The organism is Marinobacter zhejiangensis (assembly GCF_900114775.1).
In the GTDB taxonomy this organism is placed as follows: domain Bacteria; phylum Pseudomonadota; class Gammaproteobacteria; order Pseudomonadales; family Oleiphilaceae; genus Marinobacter; species Marinobacter zhejiangensis.
The window spans coordinates 242,355-258,783 of record NZ_FOUE01000003.1; the positions used below are offsets into that span (position 1 = coordinate 242,355).

The window sequence follows — 16,429 nt, forward strand, 5'->3', positions numbered from 1 at the left end:
GACTCACAATCCCGAGGTTGTCATGGAGAAATTTCTGCCGTCACGTTACCTGGCTTATGCGCTTTGTGTTGCCGGGCTCTTGGTGTCCCTGCCGTTGGCCCTCGCCTACGATGTGGCTTACTGGGTGCCGGGGGGCTTTGCAGCATTGAGCTTGCTGGGTACCTACGACGTCCTCCAGCGCAAGCGTACGGTGAGCCGAAACTATCCGATTCTGGCCAACATCCGCTACTTCCTGGAATCCTTCGGTCCGGAGATCCGTCAGTATTTCATCCAGTCTGACACGGAAGAGCGTCCGTTTTCCCGGGAGCAAAGGTCGATTGTGTATCAACGGGCCAAGAACACCCTGGATAAGCGCCCGTTTGGTTCCCAGCTGCCGATGTATGAGGAGGGGTTTGAGTGGATGAACCATTCCCTGCAACCGGTCGATATCGAGGACAAGGACTTCCGCATCGAGATTGGTAAGGGGTGCGAGAAACCTTACCGGGCAAGTGTGTTCAACATTTCTGCCATGAGTTTCGGGTCGTTGTCCGCCAACGCCATTCTTTCCCTGAACACCGGAGCCCGACTGGGAGGCTTCTACCACGACACCGGGGAAGGGTCTATTTCCCGTTACCACCGCCAGCCCGGAGGGGACCTGGTCTGGGAGATTGGGTCCGGTTACTTTGGTTGCCGTAATCCGGATGGCAGCTTCAGTGAAGAGCGTTTTGTCGAAAACGCGACCCTTGATCAGGTCAAGATGATTGAAATCAAGCTTTCCCAGGGAGCCAAACCGGGGCACGGGGGTATCCTGCCAGGTGCAAAGGTCACCGAGGAAATTGCTGAGGCACGTGGTGTGCCCGTGGGCGAAGATGTGGTATCCCCGGCGGCCCATTCGGCGTTCACTACGCCCGTACAGCTGCTTGAATTCATCGACCGTTTGAGAGTGCTCTCCGGCGGTAAGCCGGTGGGTTTCAAACTGGCGATTGGGCACCCATGGGAGTGGTTCGCCATCGTCAAAGCCATGCTGGAAACCGGGCGTCGACCGGATTTCATTGTGGTGGATGGGGGTGAGGGCGGAACCGGCGCAGCTCCTCTGGAGTTCATCAACCGCCTGGGAATGCCATTAACGGAGGCGCTATTGCTGGTGCATAACACGCTGGTCGGCACCAACCTGCGGGAGCACATTGCCCTGGGCGCTGCCGGAAAGATCACCTCGGCCTTCAATATTGCGCGCACACTGGCCCTGGGGGCAGACTGGTGTAACGCGGCTCGGGGGTACATGTTTGCGTTGGGGTGTATCCAGTCGCTGAGCTGTCACACGGGTAAATGTCCCACCGGTGTTGCCACCCAGGACCCAAGGCGAAGCAGCAAGCTGGATGTGACCGATAAAAGTCAGCGTGTTTACCATTTTCACCAGAACACCGTGGATGCGCTGGCCAACCTGATTGGCGCGGCTGGCCTGAAGCACCCTTCAGAGTTGGGGCCTGAGCACATTATCCGGCGAGTGTCGAAGAACGAAGTCCAGTCGTACCTTGATATGTACCATTTCCTGGAGCCCGGCGAACTGCTCCACGGGCAAACTGGTCATACCGTGTTTGACAAATACTGGCCCCAAGCCACCAGCGCCAGCTTTGATCCACCACTACTGATTGCCCGCTTAAGGGAAACCAAGCTGCAATAGCCTTGCGTGTCACCGGGACTCTCCCCGTTTTTGGGGGAGAGCCCGGTTGGTCAGAATTCCTCTGAGTCGAACATGTAACGTTTCCGTTCGTGGGCGGTATCGACTCCCGGAGGAAAGTCAACGTTGCTGTGGCTATCCGCTTTCTTCATTCCCCCTTCCATAGCCATATCCTGTTCCATGCCGCCAGGCCCTGCAGCTGTTGGACCATACATAGAATGAATCTGCTCTATGGGATCCATGGACTGCTGTATGCCGGCTTCGTTGTGACGGTCGGCAACGCCCTCTGCGAGTGCGCTGGCGGGAAGTGCGATAAGGCAAGCTGAGAGAAGGATGGGTCTGCTCGATCTAAGCATGGGTTGCCTCCATTTCCTCTTGATCGGTTCTGACACCCTGAACGTTGGCGCCTGTTCACAGAACCATGTGAAGTGAGACAGTCCTGAGCTGATGAGTTCGAGAACAATTCGCCCCATGGAAGGGGGCTTTGATTACCTTTGGGTCTTTACGTCAAATTCAGTGTTTCCAAAAGGTTCCAAAAATCTTTGGGTACTTTAGTGGCGATATGTAGTCAGATGTAACATGAGATTCGCGTCACTTTTTTTTGACGCTTTAGAGGTAAAAATGGCGACAACTTTTAGTCACTTCGACAGGTGGTCGCCGATGAACTCACAACGTTTCCTGCTGGTAGCAATAACCTCAATCCTTACGGCTTGCGGTGGTGGCGGCGGTTCTTCTGACAGCACTTCTGTTGTTGCCACCAGCCAGGAAGAGGCATCGACTGTTACGGAAACCTCGCCGGCTCAACCCCAGGAAACACCACGGTGTGCCCAGACGGAATACCAGAAAGAGATGCTGGCTCGGGTCAACGAGGCGCGGTCGGTGGCTCGCAGTTGTGGCAACACCCACTTTGAGCCCGCGCCTGCATTGACCTTCAGTTGCGAGATTCACCCTGCGGCCCTGAACCACAGTCTGGACATGGCGACAAACAACTTCTTCTCTCACACCGGTTCGGATGGTCTGCGTGTTTCCCACCGGATTACCGAAACCGGGTACGAATGGTCGGTTGTTGGCGAGAACATCGCGGCGGGCTTTCCCAATGTAGATCGTGTTATGGATGGGTGGCTAAAAAGTGAAGGGCATTGCCGGAACATTATGGATCCCCGCTTTCAGCACTTTGCCGTTGCGCGGGTGGATACCAACCAGGCGGATTATCCAAATTACTGGACCCAGGTTTTCGCGACCCCACGCTAGTGCTTTCCCAGAGGGTGGGTGGCTCTGGCAGGGCTTGGCCTCCACACGCAAGAATCCGCATTTGAGATGGGAGGATTCTGGCATGGAAATCAGGGCGGGTAATCGGTAAGCTTGTTGGCCGAATTTTAACCAGTCCTGTTGCCCTCTGTGTGAATGTAATGAGCCCTGCATCCCTGAAGTTGTTAATCTCCTCCTTCTCTCTCCTGGTCATGGTACTGGGAGCAATCCTGATGGCCTCGTCCTTCCGGGGCGGTGCCGATTCATTGGGTATGACCCTGGGTGCGTTGCTGATCCTCGTGCCTGCATCGGTAATGATGACCCGTCTGCCCAGGCTCTGGAAGTTTCAGGTCCAGACTCGTCACTGGTACCAGAACACCTACCCAGCGGCGGTGTCCGGAGATCGGCTGGCCTGTTTCTCCTGCGGTAGCGACGACATCGAAACCCGTACCATCAGCCGCCAAACCGGTCATAACGGTCATATCTGCGGCCAGTGCGATACCACGCTTTACTACTCCTGAGTGACGGCCTGGGCTGTCGGGCCTTCTCAGGGTGAATGTAGTAGCCCGCTGTTACCCGCTGGTGCGGGGAAAAGCGCATCATGGTTCCGTTCGCCAATAACATGGAGGAAGGAACGATGACTACCAGTACCAAGCTTCTGTTGCTTGCGGGTGACTTTGTCGAAGACTACGAAACCATGGTGCCGTTTCAGGCACTCAGTATGCTGGGCTATGAGGTACACGCGGTCTGTCCGGATAAGAAGGCCGGAGACAGCGTACGCACCGCCATCCATGATTTCGAAGGTGACCAGACCTATACCGAGAAGCCCGGGCACAACTTCGCGCTGACCTATGACTTCAGCGAGGTGTCTGAAGACGATTACGCAGGCCTGGTTATTCCTGGCGGCCGGGCACCGGAATACCTGCGGCTCAACCCTCGGGTGATTGAAATCGTCCAGGCCTTCAATGCCGCCAACAAGCCGATTGCGGCAGTTTGCCATGGCGCCCAGCTGCTGGCTGCTGCCGGTGTACTTGATGGTCGCGAGTGCAGCGCCTATCCTGCCTGTGGCCCCGATGTGAAAGCGGCTGGCGGTACTTACATGGACATTCCTGTGGATCAGGCCCACGTGCAGGGCAACCTGGTCACAGCACCAGCCTGGCCTGCACACCCTGCGTGGCTGGCGGCCTTTATCAAGCTGCTGGGGGCCAGCGTCTCACTGTAACGGTGTTTGATGCCAGCGACCGGAGCCACTCTCGCTGCGGTCGCTGAACCGGAACCCTCAGCCATCGGCAAGGAAAACACCATGTGTGAACTTTACGTTAAAGCCGACCCCATCCTGTATGAGTCACGATCCCGTTCCCTGAGGATTCGTGGTGTTGTCACCACCCTGAGGCTGGAAAACCAGTTCTGGGACATTCTCCGGGAAATTGCCGAGGTTGACGGCATGACCACAAACCAGCTGATTACCAAGCTCTATGACGAAGTACTCGAGTTGCGGGGAGAAGTGGTCAATTTCGCTTCCTTCCTGCGGGTAAGCTGCTGCCGCTACCTGGCTCAGCGCGAAGCCAGGACGGTACCTTTGATGGTGGTGGGCCGGGACGCCAGCGCCCAGGCCTGAACGCTGGCAATTGTCACTTATCATGGTAACGTCAGCTGAACGTGTAACCAGCAGGCGGGAAGCGGGTGAGTCAAAAAAACACGCAATGGTCATTTCAACGCACTTTTCAGGGAACGCTGGCCGCTATTGTGGCTATGGTCTGCGTGCCCTCCCTCGCTCAGGCCTCCGCGACTGGGGCATCTTTTTTGGAAGTTGGCGCCACTTGGTTCTATTTCGATTACCAGGAAGAGAGTGACAGCGGCCAGGTTCTCAATAAGGAAACCGGCGATATTCCCGGTGTTTTTATTGCCTGGACGCCGACCTTGGGGAGCCATGCCTGGGGCCGTCTGGAAGCGGGTTATGCCAGCCACTCCGTGGAGTACGATGGCCAAACCCAGGCCGGTGTGCCATTAACCACTCAAACCCATCAACGCCTGATTCACTACGAAGCCCGCTTTGGCGGGGAGTGGCGAGGGGGTGAACTGGGGCTTCGGCCCTACCTGGCGGCCCGTTATCAACGCTGGGACCGGGAAATCCAACCAACCGGCTTTTCCCTGGGACTGAATGAGGACTATCGCTGGTGGGAACTGGGCGGTGGAATTGCCGCTTGCACTTCATCGCTGTCCTGGGCGTCGGACCTGTGCCTGGATCTTGGGGTATTCAGGACTACCCGTGGGGAGGTGGAGGTTGCCCTGGGCAATGATCCGGACAACTACCCGGTGCTGGAACAGGGCGATGGCACCGGTTACCGGGTACAGCTGCAGTGGTCACCACAAGCGCTGCCCAGGCTGTTGGTCAGCCTTTACCATGCCGCCTGGGATTTCGAACGCAGCAATACCGAGCTGGTGCGGGTCGGTTTTGCCCAGTTGCGGATTCGTGAGCCGGCCAGTGAGTCCAGCCGTCAGGGGGTGAGGGTAGCGCTGCGGTTTTAGGGCCGCAGCGCTGGTTCGGGGTTAAGCCTGTGGTACCGGATAGCCTACGCCACTGTATGTGACCGTGTAATCGGCGCCACAGCCACTGAACTCTGCGGTTGCGACTGGTCCGGAATTATCGGATACGGTAATGGTTCCGCTCATAAACCCACTGCCATCGGTGCAAATAATCATGCCCGTTGCAGTGAAGTCTACATACCCCAGTTCCTGGTGATAGACCCTGGCATTGACGGTGAAGCCGGTATTGTTATCGCCGCTGACCGTGACATTGGTGACCCGGTAACGCTCTCCATCGCTGCCGGTAAAGTCGGTGGTGTAGGTGCAGTTATCCAGCATCTCACCGGTACAGCTGATGGAGCCGGCGCTGTTCTGGCTTTCCCCCAGGTAGCTGTAGGTAATGTCGAACTCTGCATCGTAACTGTTGTCGCCCAGGGTGATGTCCACCCAGCCGTTAAGGATCAGGTTGCCCCCTTCGGCAGGCTCGCAGTAATCGTTGTAGTCCACTCGGTAGTGGTTCTGATTGTACGCCGTAACGTCAGCGCTACCGCCGCAACTGCCTGGCATACTTTGAGTATCAGCTGCCGAGGGCAGGGTGCCGGCCTGAACCAGGGTTACGGACAGTTCCACAATCTCCTCGACGGTACCGACCTGGTCCGCCTCTACTGCAATCGGGAAGTTGAACGCATCCTGGGCATAGATGGCCTGGCCGGATGCCTGGCGGCTGGCCTCGGAAACGGCAATAGCTTCTCCTTCTGAGCTGACGCTGGCCTGGGACGAGTTGAAGGTGACGCCACCAGAGGTGCCCCCGTCGTCATCACCGCCACCGCCACCCCCGCAGGCTGCCAGCCCCAAGGCGCTGGCCAGGATCAGGGCTTTGCTGAGGTGAGAGAATGGGTTTTTGTCATTGGTTTCCATATCAGTACGCTCCATATTGGTATGGTCCATATCGGTGTTTGCCTTTGGTGACTTCGTCGGTTGACCTTGTTGGTTTGCTCAACGTTGTGGCTGCAGTCGCCTTTGTGATGATTGCAAGCCTGAAGTTATTGTTATGGAAGCAGTATAGTTGGTGATGGGGGTAACATCACAAAAGAAACGATATCCTAATATTTGCAAAGCAGCGTAGGCGGGCCATGAGCGAAAACAGTCGGAATCTTGTCTTGATCGGGATGCCTGGCAGCGGCAAAAGCACCGTTGGGGTTCTGTTGGCGAAGGCACTGGCGATGGGTTTCATCGATACTGACCTTCTGATTCAGGCGGATCAGGGCCGGACGCTGCAGGCGATTGCCGATGAGGAGGGCTATGAGCGCTTTCGTCACATCGAAGAGGCAGTGCTGAGCCGGCTGGAGGTATCCGGGCAGGTGATCTCGACAGGTGGTAGCGCGGTCTACAGTGACCGGGCGATGAATCACCTCAAACAGAATGGGGTGGTGGTTTTTCTGGATGTTCCCCTGGCGACGGTGCAGGCGCGGATTGGTGATTACAGCCTGCGAGGGATTTCAAAACGACCAGACCAATCCCTGGAGGATCTGTTCAGGGAGCGCCATCAACTCTATGCCCGATACGCGGACATCACCATCAAGGGTGACGCTGGCTCCCAGGGGGACATCTGCAAGGCCGTTCGCTCGGCATTTGCAGACTATAACGTTCGTTAGCGAGCAAGAAAAAACGGCAGCCGCCGGGGTATTCCGGCTCTTACTTCGGCTGCCGCAGGGTCAACGGCTCGGCGTTTAGAAGTGAACGACGTGAGGCCGCACCAAGCGTTCATAATCCTGGTAGCTCATTTTCATCACCTCGTCGTGGCTACCTGCATTGAACGCAATGCTTTCATCCTCCCTCAAATGTTCACTGACAAACGTTTCCATGTTGTACAGGTTGCCAAACGGTGGCATGGCGCCCACATCGCAATCCGGAAATGCATCCCGCAGTTCGTTTTCATCCGCCAGGGTGATGTCGCTGGCGCCGATGGCTTTGCCCAGCTGGGCCAGGTGGACCTGATCGGTGGCGGGTAATACCGCCATGCCAATGCGGCCCCGGGCCTTGAAGATGACGGATTTCGCGAAGGCTTTGCCGGGAATATGGGCGGCTTGTGCCGTGCGCATGGCGTCTGGGGTGGGCGAGTGAATGGCGGTCTGGTAACGGACCGGGTGCTCGTCCAGGTAGTGTTGGAGTCTTTCGCTGATCATGGCGAACCCCTCCCTTCAGGTGTTGTGAAAAGTGCACTCCTTGCCCTGTCCAAAAGCGCCCACTGTGAAAGTGGGCTGCTCGTGGACTTCCTTCGTTACCAGTATAGCGCTTTGATCAACGTGCAGCGCGAGGCACTGCACGTTGATATGCACGACCTTATAACGGGAAACAGAACAAGCCACACTCGGCCAGTTTGACTTCAGCGAGGCTGGTGACCGGGGCGCCCACATCGCTGACCACCGTGTAGTTGATCTGGTGCGTGCCTTCGCCGAGCTCAGCCAGAGTCACCGAGTCCTGATATTGACTGTCCATTGCGCCGAGTTCGGCAATCAGGGTGTCTCCCCGGTAGATGTATTGTTGTGTTGCATTGCCGGAGATCTGCCAGTTAAGGGTGACAGTGGCCTGATCCCGGCGGCTTTGATCAATGGTGTTGTACAGCTTGTAAGCGCCCAGGTCACCAATGAGTGATGGGCTGTCAAAGGCACTGCCCAGCTGCGGAGGATAGCCCAGGTAGGTCATTACCGTCGGCACGACGGTTGTGATGCCGGGGTAACCCATGAGTGCATTTTGTTCGGGATCGTTGGACAGCATCAACGGACTGGCCGGAGTCGACAGGAACTCGTTAAACAGCGCGGGCTTGTTCACGCCGATCACCGAAGTCCGTTCGATTACCGTGTTTCGGTCATGTCCGCCGGCTTCGCGGTGGCCATGGTCGGACACCATGATCACCAGCCACTCCTCGTTCAGGGTACGCTCGCGATGGGCCACCGCGTCGAGGATGCGGCCTACCCGGGCATCAGTGTCGGCAACGGCCTGTTCGGTGGCTGCACACCAACCACAGTCGTGGCCCGTAGCATCGGGTCTGTCCAGATGGGCGAAGATGAAGCGCAGCGGGCTGGCGTCATCCTCCAATTCACTTATGACCTGGTCAGTGATGAAGTCGTCGACCAGTTGCCCCTCAGCTCTTGAGGAACCATCGACTCGACGGTCCACGTACGCCATATCCTTACGCATGTGACCGCTGTTGATGTCGGTCCATGCAGCAAAGCTGCCCGTTTTCATTGTCGGGTCGAGCTGGTCGAGAAGGTAAAAGATACCGTAAACCTGTGAAGCGGCGCCGTCATTGCCGGTGACGCCATGGCGGTCGGTCCAGGTACCGGTCAGTATGCTCGTCCAGGCCGGTCCGGAGATGGAAACCTGATAGGTGGTGGTATTCAGGTACCCGCCAACATGGGCTTTGGTGAGGGTGAGCCGGTCAAAATTTGGTGTCACCGGCTCATTCAGGTCCGGGGTATCGATGTCGTCAATGTATTCGTACATCAGGCCATCAATGCCGATCACCAGAGCCTTGGTTATCGGCTCGGGAGTTGGGTCAGGCGTGACTTCCGGAGTTACATTATCGCCACCGGGGTCGGTTGGCTTGGTGGTGTCCTGAGAGGCGCCGCTACCACCGCCGCACCCGCTGAGGGTGATAAGGGCGGCTGCCAATGTGGCAAGCCAGGCATTCCGCCGCGGTCGTTGCTCGAGCGTAAAAGTCATTTCCAGTGTCCTGAACAGCAAGGTTGTTAGGAAGGGTGTATTTTGGTGTATACCAGAAACGGAAGACTAAGCGTTTGGCATGACAGGTGAGTGTCAGTCTTTTGTCATTTGGTGCCACGGTGTGGGGAAGGAGAAACCCGCAGCAAGAACTGCTGCGGGTTGAATGGGCGTTACTGCAGTTACAGGCTACCCAATGGTGCGGTTGTGTTGGCCAGGGCGCGCACTTCCGCCTCGGTCAATGCGCGGTTGAAGGTCACAAGGTCGGCCATGTCGAAGTTCAGGGTCTTGTTGGTGTTATAGCTGCCGTCGCCACCTTCGCCGATGTTCAGCGGTAAGGGGGATGCCATGCTGTTGACGTTGCCACTGCTGACCACGCTGGACTGCAGGCCGTTGACGGAATCCTGAATGTAGAGGGCGACCCGCTTCGCGTTCAGGTCGATGGACGCGACCACGAACACCCACTCATCCTTGGCAAAGGTTGTCCAGCTGGTGTCGGCGCGGGAGCTGCCGTCACCTACGTTCAGTTTCATCTTGCTGCCCGATACGGTCACAAGGAAGCCTTTGTTATAGCCGCTTGCCCAGTTCTTGTTGGAGATGACGTTGGGGTCGCCGCTGATGTTGCCGTTGACCCGCAACCGGAAACCAATGGAATACTGGCTTACCCCGGTAAAGTCCTTGGCCTGGCTGAGGTAGCCATTGGAGCGCTGGAGGTTGACGGCATTGGCGCCGTTGAATGGGCCAGCTACAAAGCTGGGGCTGGACGCTGCGGCCTGAACCCAGCTGAAGGCACCGGTGGTGTTATCAAAACTGATCAGGCTTTCCCGCTCAGCGAGCAGATCAGTAATAGACACAGGCTCCGCGAGGGAAACCCGAGCGTGGCTGGACACCGGTGAACCCACATCACTGACGACGGTGTAGTCGAGGTTGTGGGTACCTTCACCCAGCATATCCTTGGTCAATACGTCCTGATAAGTAGTGTCCATCGGGCTGAGTTCTGCGATCAGGGTATCGTCACGATAGATTGTCCGCAGGCTGGCATTCCCGGAGTTCTGCCAGGTCAGGTTGATATTGGCCTGGTCCGGCTGGCTCTGCTCGACCGTTGAGTAGAGCTTATAGGCGCCCAGGTCACCAACCAGCGAGGGGCTGTCGAAGTTGTCCCCGAGTTGTGGCGGGTAGCCGAGATAGGTCATTACTGTTGGTACAACGGCCGTGATGCCAGGGTAGCCCATCAGCGTGTTCTGCTCTGGATCTTCAGAAAGCGGCAGCGGCTCGGCTGGAGTCGAGAAGAATTCGTTGAACAGGGCCGGCTTGTTCACGCCGATCACCGAAGTGCGTTCGACCACGGTGTCGCCGCCATGACCGCCAGCCGGGCGGTGACCATGGTCAGAGACGACCATCACCAGCCATTCTTCATTCAGGGTGCGTTCGCGATGATCAATGGCATCGAGGATCCGTCCCAGGTGAGCATCGGTCTCAACCAGCTTGTTTTCGTAAGTGGCACACCAGCCGCAGCCGTGACCAGCGCCATCGACTTCATCCAGTTGAGTGAAAATAAAACGCAGTGGGCTGGCTTCGTACTCCAGTTCATTGACCAGCTGGTTGGCAATGAACTCGTCCAAGGACTCGTCTGCAGGCCGAGAGGCGCCGTCTACACGGCGGCTGACATATGCCATTTCCTTCAGCATGTGACCACTGTTGATCGGGGTCCAGGCGGCAAAACTGCCGGTTTGAATGGTCGGGTCCTGCTGGTCCAGGCGACTGAAGATACCGTCTACAGCAACAGCAGCACTGTTGTTGCTCGTTACGCCATGACGGTCGGTCCAGGTACCGGTCAGTATGCTCGACCAGCTGGGACCGGAATAGGAAGCCTGGTGAGTTGCTGTATTCAGCAGACCACCAGCAAAGGCTTTGGAGAGTGTCAGTCGGCCAAAGTTAGGGGTTGCCGGCTCGTTGAGTTCCGGGTTGTCCACTTGGTCGATGTAGTCATACATCAGGCCATCAATGCCGATGACCAGGGCCTTGGTAACAGGTTCCGGGGTGGGATCAGGAGTGGTGAGATCGCCGTCCGGGATTGCGGGTTTGCTGGTGTCGCTGGAGGAATCGCTGTCACCACCACATCCGCCCAGGGAGATAAGGGCGGTTGTCAGTGCGGCCAGGTATACATTTCGCCGATTGGGTTTTCCTGCCTTCAAGGTCATTTCTCGTTTCCTTAAAAAAACAACTTGGTTAAGGGTGGTGCGCGCGCAAATTGGTATATACCAACGAGGAGAAGGTTAGCCTTGGGCTGTGACAGTGAAGTGTCAGAGTTATGTCAGTGTTGGAATTGGGTGCGGATAGGAAATCGCTGAAGGCAATAAAACTAGGTAACGAATTATACCTTAGTGGAATCATGGCAAATACGGATTGAACCAGACCGTCCTGACCCGGAGAATTCGGCCTCTTTTTTTGGTTTTGCTTCCTACATATTTAATTCATGGAGTGGTAAATGGGCGGAACGGCTGCTGATATTGTCTTTCAGAGTTATGGACGTTGCTGTAAGAGCGACGAGTTTTTTGTCGACTTCTACGATTACTTCATGTCCAGCTCCCAGGCCATCAAAGATCGCTTTGTAAAGACCGATATGGGGCAGCAGCGCCATTTGCTTCGTAACGGCATCATGCAGCTGGTTTTGCATGCCCGGGGTATGTCGGATCGCAAGCTCAGGGCGTTGGGCGAGTCCCATAACCGTGGGGGCTATAACATTCCACCGGAGTGGTACAGCCTTTGGTTGGACTCATTGATGAAAACGGTGAGGAAGCACGACCCGGATTACGACGCTGAACTGGATATGTGCTGGCGTGACGTTCTTGGACCCGGTATCGAACTGATCCGGGGCGCCTACTAACTTTTTTTGCCATGCTCTTTGTAGGCTGCCTTCGATAAAACGCAGTGGCGGCGGGAGGGAGCATGGCCTTTGAACAGCGTATAGAACAGATCGTCGCTGACCGACAGCACGGTTCTTCCTGGCTGGCGGCAGAAATTTGTGCCGCCTTCCTGTCCCTGAAAGGCACTGGCGATTATCGGCAACGGGTGCATTGGGCGCTGTCCAGGCTTCGCAATGTCGATACTTCGATGGCTGTGGTCCATCATCTTATCGGTAGTCTGAACCCCATTGTTGACGGCGATTTCTTTGCCGGGCTGGATCGCTACCAGCAGCGCTGGGCGAACGTTCACCTCCCGATTACCCACGTCCTTCTGCAGTCCTGGAATTTCAGTTCGGCCCCGATTTTACTCCATAGCCACAGCGGTCTGGTGCAGCAGGTCATAGGGGAGTTGCTGCGGTTGCTTGAGAACCTGAACGTTGTACAAACTCGGTCGATGCCGGGGGCGGAGGGGGAGATTCAGGCGCGCCAGCTCCGGGAAGGGGGCGTTCCAGTGCAGTTGATAGACGACGATCAAGTCGCCGCGTTTGCCGCCAACTGCCAGGCGGCAATCCTGGGGGTGGACCAGTTCACCGCCGACCGGTTTGTAAACAAAGTCGGTAGCGGGCTCATTACCGACACCCTGTCGAGTCTCGGAAAGCCGGTTTTTGTGGTTGGTGACTCACGCAAACGGGTGAGCACGCTGCATTTCTCTTCGTCATTGTTTGAGGCTGTCGCCTTCGGGGCCTGTGCCCGCCTGGTGACAGAGCAGGGCATCCAGCGCTAGCGGAGGGGTTTGGTATGGCCCGGGTAGACCTTGGTGTCTTCGGGCTTACGGTACTGCTGGAAAACCGACACTTCCCAGGGTCGGATGGCCATCATCAGACTCATGCCAAATCGCTGGTCCAGCGGTAGAGAGAGGTCTTCCTGGTGACAGTGGCGGAAGTCCAGGGCCAGGCGCTTGAGTTTCTGTTGCATTACGTCATTGGACCGTGGTGACAGCATGCCATTCAGGAACAGCCGCAACTCCCCGGGGCGGTTGAACCTGCACTTGAAGAAGTCGCTTTGAACCTGCGACTCAAAAAATTCCTGGATGGGCCCATTTTTCTGCCAATGAAAATCATGGCTGATCAGCGGCTTGATCCGGTTTCCCGGCAACAAATCGATCAGACCCATTCGATCCAGCAGCGCAAGGCGTTGGATCACCTCCACGTCAGTCAATGTGTAGTGGTTGAGCATCTGCTGGAACGTCCAACGATTCAACGCGCAGATCGCGACCAGAAGCAAAGACGCATCGGAAACCAACTCTCGCTCCTGTTCGGTGGCGAGTTCATTGATACGGGGCTCCGGCTCCAGGCCTCGCAACAGGTCGCTGATCTCAAGCCCCATCATCGCGCAAATCTGATCCAGCCGTTTCAGCGAAAACTGCCGTTCGGCAAATAGCCTTTTTACGCTGGCCTCTGACAACTCCAGTGCTTCGGCGACTTGCAGATAGGTCAAGCCGTGCTCTTTCAGTGCCTTTTTCAGGGCGTCCACAATTGCAGTTGTCTGGGCCATTGTCTGAGGGTTCCTTGTTCTAGGTATTGGTATTCAATACCAGGCGTTGATGCTTGTGCAACTTTTTGGGTTTCGGTGGCCGTAGAACCCTCGCAAATACATAGTTGGTCGCAAGCGAGCACGGGGTGCTCCGGGCTCCAGTGGGAGCGCCAACAAAACGATGGGAATCAGTGGGAGACGGTTATGGAAAATGAATTCAACAGTAACTCTGCGGGATGGTTGTTCTTTGTGAAGGCTTCGTTCGCCCTTGCCCTGCTGGCAACCGGAACCGGCATCGTATTTGCCCCGATCGACATTCTGGTCAAGGGCTATATGGGGATCTGCGCCCTGTTCCTGGTCAGCACGGCCATTACGCTGTCCAAGACCATGCGTGATGAACACGAAAGCCGGCGTATCCATAACCGTCTGTCTGAGGCTCGCGCCAATCAACTGCTGAAAGAATACACGGAGTAAAGGCTATGATGATCTGGAGAAAGGTAGGTACGTTGTTTCGGGCTTCTGCCCACGAACCGGTGGAAAGGCTGGTTGATGCCAACGCTTTGCGAATCCTTGCCCAGGAGCTGCGGGAAACGGAGCATGCGATGGTTCTGGCTAAAAGGGAACTGGCCAACCTGATGGCAGAGTCCAAACAGCTGGAGCGCAGCAGTAACCATCTGGAAAACACGATTGCCCTGCGTGAATCCCAGGCCCGGCAAGCCCTGGAGAAAGGCCAGGACGCCCTGGCGCTGGAGTTGGCCGAGCGTATTGCAGAAGATCAGAACCTGTTGCAGGAGCAGCGTCAGCACGGAGAGCGGCTAGCCACACAGGAAAAGTCACTGCGAACCCAGTTGCAGGACGCAGCAAGGATGCTTCAGCACTACAAGCGGGAAATGAGCCTGGCCAAGGCCAATGAAAACGCCAACCAGGTGATGCGTCAGCTGGGCAGCCAGACGGTGGGGTTAAAGGCCCACATGGGAGAGCTGGAAACCTCCCTGACCCGAATAAAGGAACGTCAGACCCGGGTTGCCGACGTCAGCGACGCTTTGCAGGAGCTGGACCGGGAAGCCAGTGGTGGCGATCTGGACGACAAGCTTCAACAGGCGGGTATTGCGACGGACAAGCAGGATGCCCGCTCGGTCCTTGAGCGGCTGAAGCAGGAGCCAGGTGCTGCCCAGTCCTGAAGTTCATCAAGGGCCCAGGCCGGGGAAGTCCCCGGCTTGGGCCTGTTATTCGACGGTAATGGTGATTTTCTCCGACATGACCGGAGGTGTGTGCGGAGTATGGTTCTTGTCACCAAAGATCAGCTGGAGGGTGTGTTCTCCCGGGGCAAGGTCCAGTGATGCTTCAGTCTGGCCACCGCCGAAATGACGGTGATGGTCGTCCGACGGGATGGGTTCGCCCGCAGGTGGAAGTTCTTCCACATCAACCAACAGGTGATGGTGCCCGGTGTTTTCTTTGTCGGTGCCTGCCGGTGCAACGCCCAGTCCCGTCAGCCCAAACACGACAGTGACTGGGGAGGATACGGTGTCTCCGTCGGCGGGGGAAATGATGCGGGTGCTGGCGCCTTCAGGTGGCGGTGCCGCCGAGATCGTCAGCGGCAGGGTTAACAGGGTAGTGATACCAAGGATCTTGATCATTCGTATCATCGTTCGCTCCTTTACCATTCCGGCAACGTGTTTTTGGAAGGGCAAATTCAAGCATAGGAAAGATAGGCGCGAAGTGTTAATGCCACTCCCGGGCTTGGGGGGGAATCAACCCTGGATGGCGACTGAGGCAATTTCGCTTTGGGTCAGGGGACGACTTTCGCCGGGCGCCAGGGCGTGATCCAGGGCAATCTGCCCCATCTGTTCCCGATGCAGGCCGACCACACGGTTGCCGACGGCGGCGAACATACGCTTGATCTGGTGGTAGCGACCTTCATAAATGGTCAGGCGCACCTGGTCGGGCGCGAGCAGTTCCAGCTGGGCTGGCGACGTGATGAGGTTTTCCGGCCGCAGCTCGATGCCCCGGGCAAATTGGTCCGGGGTATCCGGGCAAACCGGATAGGCGGTGGTTACCCTGTACACTTTGGGTGACTTGCGTTGCGGGTCGGTGAGTTTGCGGGACCACAAACCATCGTTGGTCAGAATCAGCAGGCCGGAGCTGGCGCGGTCCAGTCGTCCTCCGATGTGTAGATGGGCGCGGAGTTCCGGGGCCATCAATTCCATCACCGTTGGGTGCGTCGGATCACTGGTTGCACTGAGAAAGCCAGGTGGCTTATTCAGCATCAGGTAGTAGGCCTGGCGTTCCTGCAGTGGTTGGGTATCCAGATAGACCGTCTGAAACTGGGAGATGTCCCGTTTCAGGTCCCGGCAGACCTGGCCGTCAACGGTGACCCGGCCGCTGGCCACAAGCAGGCGGGCATCCTTATGACTGTACTCTGTATGTTTACTGACGAAGCGTTCCAGTTTCATGGGGAGATCAGGCCTTTGCGTACTGCAACCAATAATCGGGTGATTGCCACAAAGGCCTGATGCGCCAGCGGGTAGCGATTAGCTACGGCTGGTCACTTCCAGCAGGTGGTAGCCGAACTGGGTTTTGACCGGACCCAGAACTTTACCCACTTCGCCAGTGAATACGGCCTTATCAAACTCCGGCACCATCTGACCCGGCCCGAAGGAGCCCAGGTCGCCACCGTTACGTCCGGAAGGGCAGCTGGAGTGCTGGCGGGCGACTTCAGCAAAGTCCTGGCCGCCTTCGATGGCCTTTTTCAGTTCTTCACATTTTGCTTCGCTGTCGACCAGAATATGGCGTGCAGTTGCCTGTGTCATGGCTGTAGTCCTGTAGTTGAACGGTT

Annotated in this window: 20 protein-coding genes; 11 read left to right on the plus strand and 9 right to left on the minus strand. The window is 56.9% G+C overall.

The genetic code is table 11. From position 1 onward, the window contains the following. Positions 1 to 22: 22 nt before the first annotated feature. The gene (locus tag BMZ67_RS10965; RefSeq protein ID WP_092022539.1) at positions 23 to 1,660 is read left to right on the plus strand and encodes an FMN-binding glutamate synthase family protein; all 1,638 of its coding nucleotides are present in this window, start codon (positions 23 to 25) and stop codon (positions 1,658 to 1,660) included. A 50-nt stretch (positions 1,661 to 1,710) separates the two neighbouring features. On the opposite strand, the gene BMZ67_RS10970 is transcribed toward BMZ67_RS10965, so the two are convergent. Continuing rightward, entirely contained in the window at positions 1,711 to 2,013 is a 303-nt protein-coding gene (locus tag BMZ67_RS10970) for a hypothetical protein (protein ID WP_092022541.1), read from the minus strand. Positions 2,014 to 2,317: 304 nt separating this feature from the next. On the opposite strand from BMZ67_RS10970, the gene BMZ67_RS10975 reads away from it, so the two are divergent. From BMZ67_RS10975 to BMZ67_RS10995, 5 genes are all read left to right on the plus strand, one after another. Next, positions 2,318 to 2,908 (plus strand): CAP domain-containing protein, encoded by a 591-nt coding sequence (locus tag BMZ67_RS10975; RefSeq protein ID WP_175481902.1) that lies wholly within the window; start codon positions 2,318 to 2,320, stop codon positions 2,906 to 2,908. Positions 2,909 to 3,138: 230 nt separating this feature from the next. Beyond that, positions 3,139 to 3,426, plus strand: coding sequence for a hypothetical protein (locus BMZ67_RS10980; RefSeq protein WP_139214364.1), 288 nt, complete (start codon positions 3,139 to 3,141; stop codon positions 3,424 to 3,426). A gap of 116 nt (positions 3,427 to 3,542) precedes the next feature. Then, positions 3,543 to 4,127 carry a DJ-1/PfpI family protein gene (locus BMZ67_RS10985; RefSeq protein WP_092023242.1) on the plus strand — a complete coding sequence of 195 codons (585 nt, stop codon included), beginning with the start codon at positions 3,543 to 3,545 and terminating at the stop codon, positions 4,125 to 4,127. Between the two features lie 81 nt (positions 4,128 to 4,208). After that, complete coding sequence (locus tag BMZ67_RS10990; RefSeq protein ID WP_092023244.1) at positions 4,209 to 4,523, plus strand: ribbon-helix-helix domain-containing protein; 315 nt, start codon at positions 4,209 to 4,211, stop codon at positions 4,521 to 4,523. 185 nt (positions 4,524 to 4,708) lie between these two features. Next, positions 4,709 to 5,434, plus strand: coding sequence for a hypothetical protein (locus BMZ67_RS10995; RefSeq protein ID WP_092022547.1), 726 nt, complete (start codon positions 4,709 to 4,711; stop codon positions 5,432 to 5,434). Between the two features lie 21 nt (positions 5,435 to 5,455). Here BMZ67_RS10995 and BMZ67_RS11000 read toward each other — a convergent pair whose 3' ends face one another. After that, entirely contained in the window at positions 5,456 to 6,379 is a 924-nt protein-coding gene (locus BMZ67_RS11000; protein ID WP_092022549.1) for a hypothetical protein, read from the minus strand. Between the two features lie 185 nt (positions 6,380 to 6,564). Between BMZ67_RS11000 and BMZ67_RS11005 the strand changes: the two genes are divergently transcribed. Then, on the plus strand, positions 6,565 to 7,086 hold the full coding sequence (locus BMZ67_RS11005) for a shikimate kinase (RefSeq protein ID WP_092022551.1): 522 nt from the start codon (positions 6,565 to 6,567) through the stop codon (positions 7,084 to 7,086). Between the two features lie 75 nt (positions 7,087 to 7,161). On the opposite strand, the gene BMZ67_RS11010 is transcribed toward BMZ67_RS11005, so the two are convergent. The 3 genes from BMZ67_RS11010 to BMZ67_RS11020 all read right to left on the minus strand — a co-directional run bounded on the left by BMZ67_RS11010 (position 7,162) and on the right by BMZ67_RS11020 (position 11,355). Beyond that, positions 7,162 to 7,617 carry an aminoacyl-tRNA deacylase gene (locus BMZ67_RS11010; protein WP_092022553.1) on the minus strand — a complete coding sequence of 152 codons (456 nt, stop codon included), beginning with the start codon at positions 7,615 to 7,617 and terminating at the stop codon, positions 7,162 to 7,164. Between the two features lie 157 nt (positions 7,618 to 7,774). Beyond that, a complete protein-coding gene (locus BMZ67_RS11015; protein ID WP_092022555.1) occupies positions 7,775 to 9,157 on the minus strand; it encodes an alkaline phosphatase family protein in 1,383 nt (460 codons plus the stop codon). A 179-nt stretch (positions 9,158 to 9,336) separates the two neighbouring features. Beyond that, entirely contained in the window at positions 9,337 to 11,355 is a 2,019-nt protein-coding gene (locus BMZ67_RS11020; RefSeq protein WP_092022557.1) for an alkaline phosphatase family protein, read from the minus strand. Between the two features lie 287 nt (positions 11,356 to 11,642). Here BMZ67_RS11020 and BMZ67_RS11025 point away from each other — a divergent pair, with 287 nt between their 5' ends. Together BMZ67_RS11025 and BMZ67_RS11030 are read left to right on the plus strand one after the other, a co-directional pair. Beyond that, complete coding sequence (locus BMZ67_RS11025) at positions 11,643 to 12,041, plus strand: globin (protein ID WP_092022559.1); 399 nt, start codon at positions 11,643 to 11,645, stop codon at positions 12,039 to 12,041. A gap of 62 nt (positions 12,042 to 12,103) precedes the next feature. Further along, positions 12,104 to 12,844 (plus strand): translation initiation factor eIF-2B alpha/beta/delta subunit family protein, encoded by a 741-nt coding sequence (locus BMZ67_RS11030; RefSeq protein WP_092022560.1) that lies wholly within the window; start codon positions 12,104 to 12,106, stop codon positions 12,842 to 12,844. Here BMZ67_RS11030 and BMZ67_RS11035 read toward each other — a convergent pair. Further along, positions 12,841 to 13,614 (minus strand): helix-turn-helix domain-containing protein, encoded by a 774-nt coding sequence (locus tag BMZ67_RS11035; protein WP_092022562.1) that lies wholly within the window; start codon positions 13,612 to 13,614, stop codon positions 12,841 to 12,843. The genes BMZ67_RS11030 and BMZ67_RS11035 overlap by 4 nt on opposite strands. 183 nt (positions 13,615 to 13,797) lie before the next feature. Here BMZ67_RS11035 and BMZ67_RS11040 point away from each other — a divergent pair, with 183 nt between their 5' ends. Continuing rightward, the gene (locus BMZ67_RS11040) at positions 13,798 to 14,067 is read left to right on the plus strand and encodes a YiaA/YiaB family inner membrane protein (protein WP_092022565.1); all 270 of its coding nucleotides are present in this window, start codon (positions 13,798 to 13,800) and stop codon (positions 14,065 to 14,067) included. 5 nt (positions 14,068 to 14,072) lie between these two features. Next, positions 14,073 to 14,774, plus strand: coding sequence for a PspA/IM30 family protein (locus tag BMZ67_RS11045; protein WP_092022567.1), 702 nt, complete (start codon positions 14,073 to 14,075; stop codon positions 14,772 to 14,774). Positions 14,775 to 14,819: 45 nt separating this feature from the next. On the opposite strand, the gene BMZ67_RS11050 is transcribed toward BMZ67_RS11045, so the two are convergent. The 3 genes from BMZ67_RS11050 to BMZ67_RS11060 form a co-directional block, all read right to left on the minus strand. Next, the gene (locus BMZ67_RS11050; protein ID WP_245749968.1) at positions 14,820 to 15,230 is read right to left on the minus strand and encodes a DUF4399 domain-containing protein; all 411 of its coding nucleotides are present in this window, start codon (positions 15,228 to 15,230) and stop codon (positions 14,820 to 14,822) included. Between the two features lie 114 nt (positions 15,231 to 15,344). Continuing rightward, on the minus strand, positions 15,345 to 16,046 hold the full coding sequence (locus tag BMZ67_RS11055; protein ID WP_092022571.1) for a pseudouridine synthase: 702 nt from the start codon (positions 16,044 to 16,046) through the stop codon (positions 15,345 to 15,347). 78 nt (positions 16,047 to 16,124) lie between these two features. Further along, a complete protein-coding gene (locus BMZ67_RS11060) occupies positions 16,125 to 16,403 on the minus strand; it encodes a peptidylprolyl isomerase (protein WP_091811588.1) in 279 nt (92 codons plus the stop codon). Positions 16,404 to 16,429: the final 26 nt, after the last annotated feature.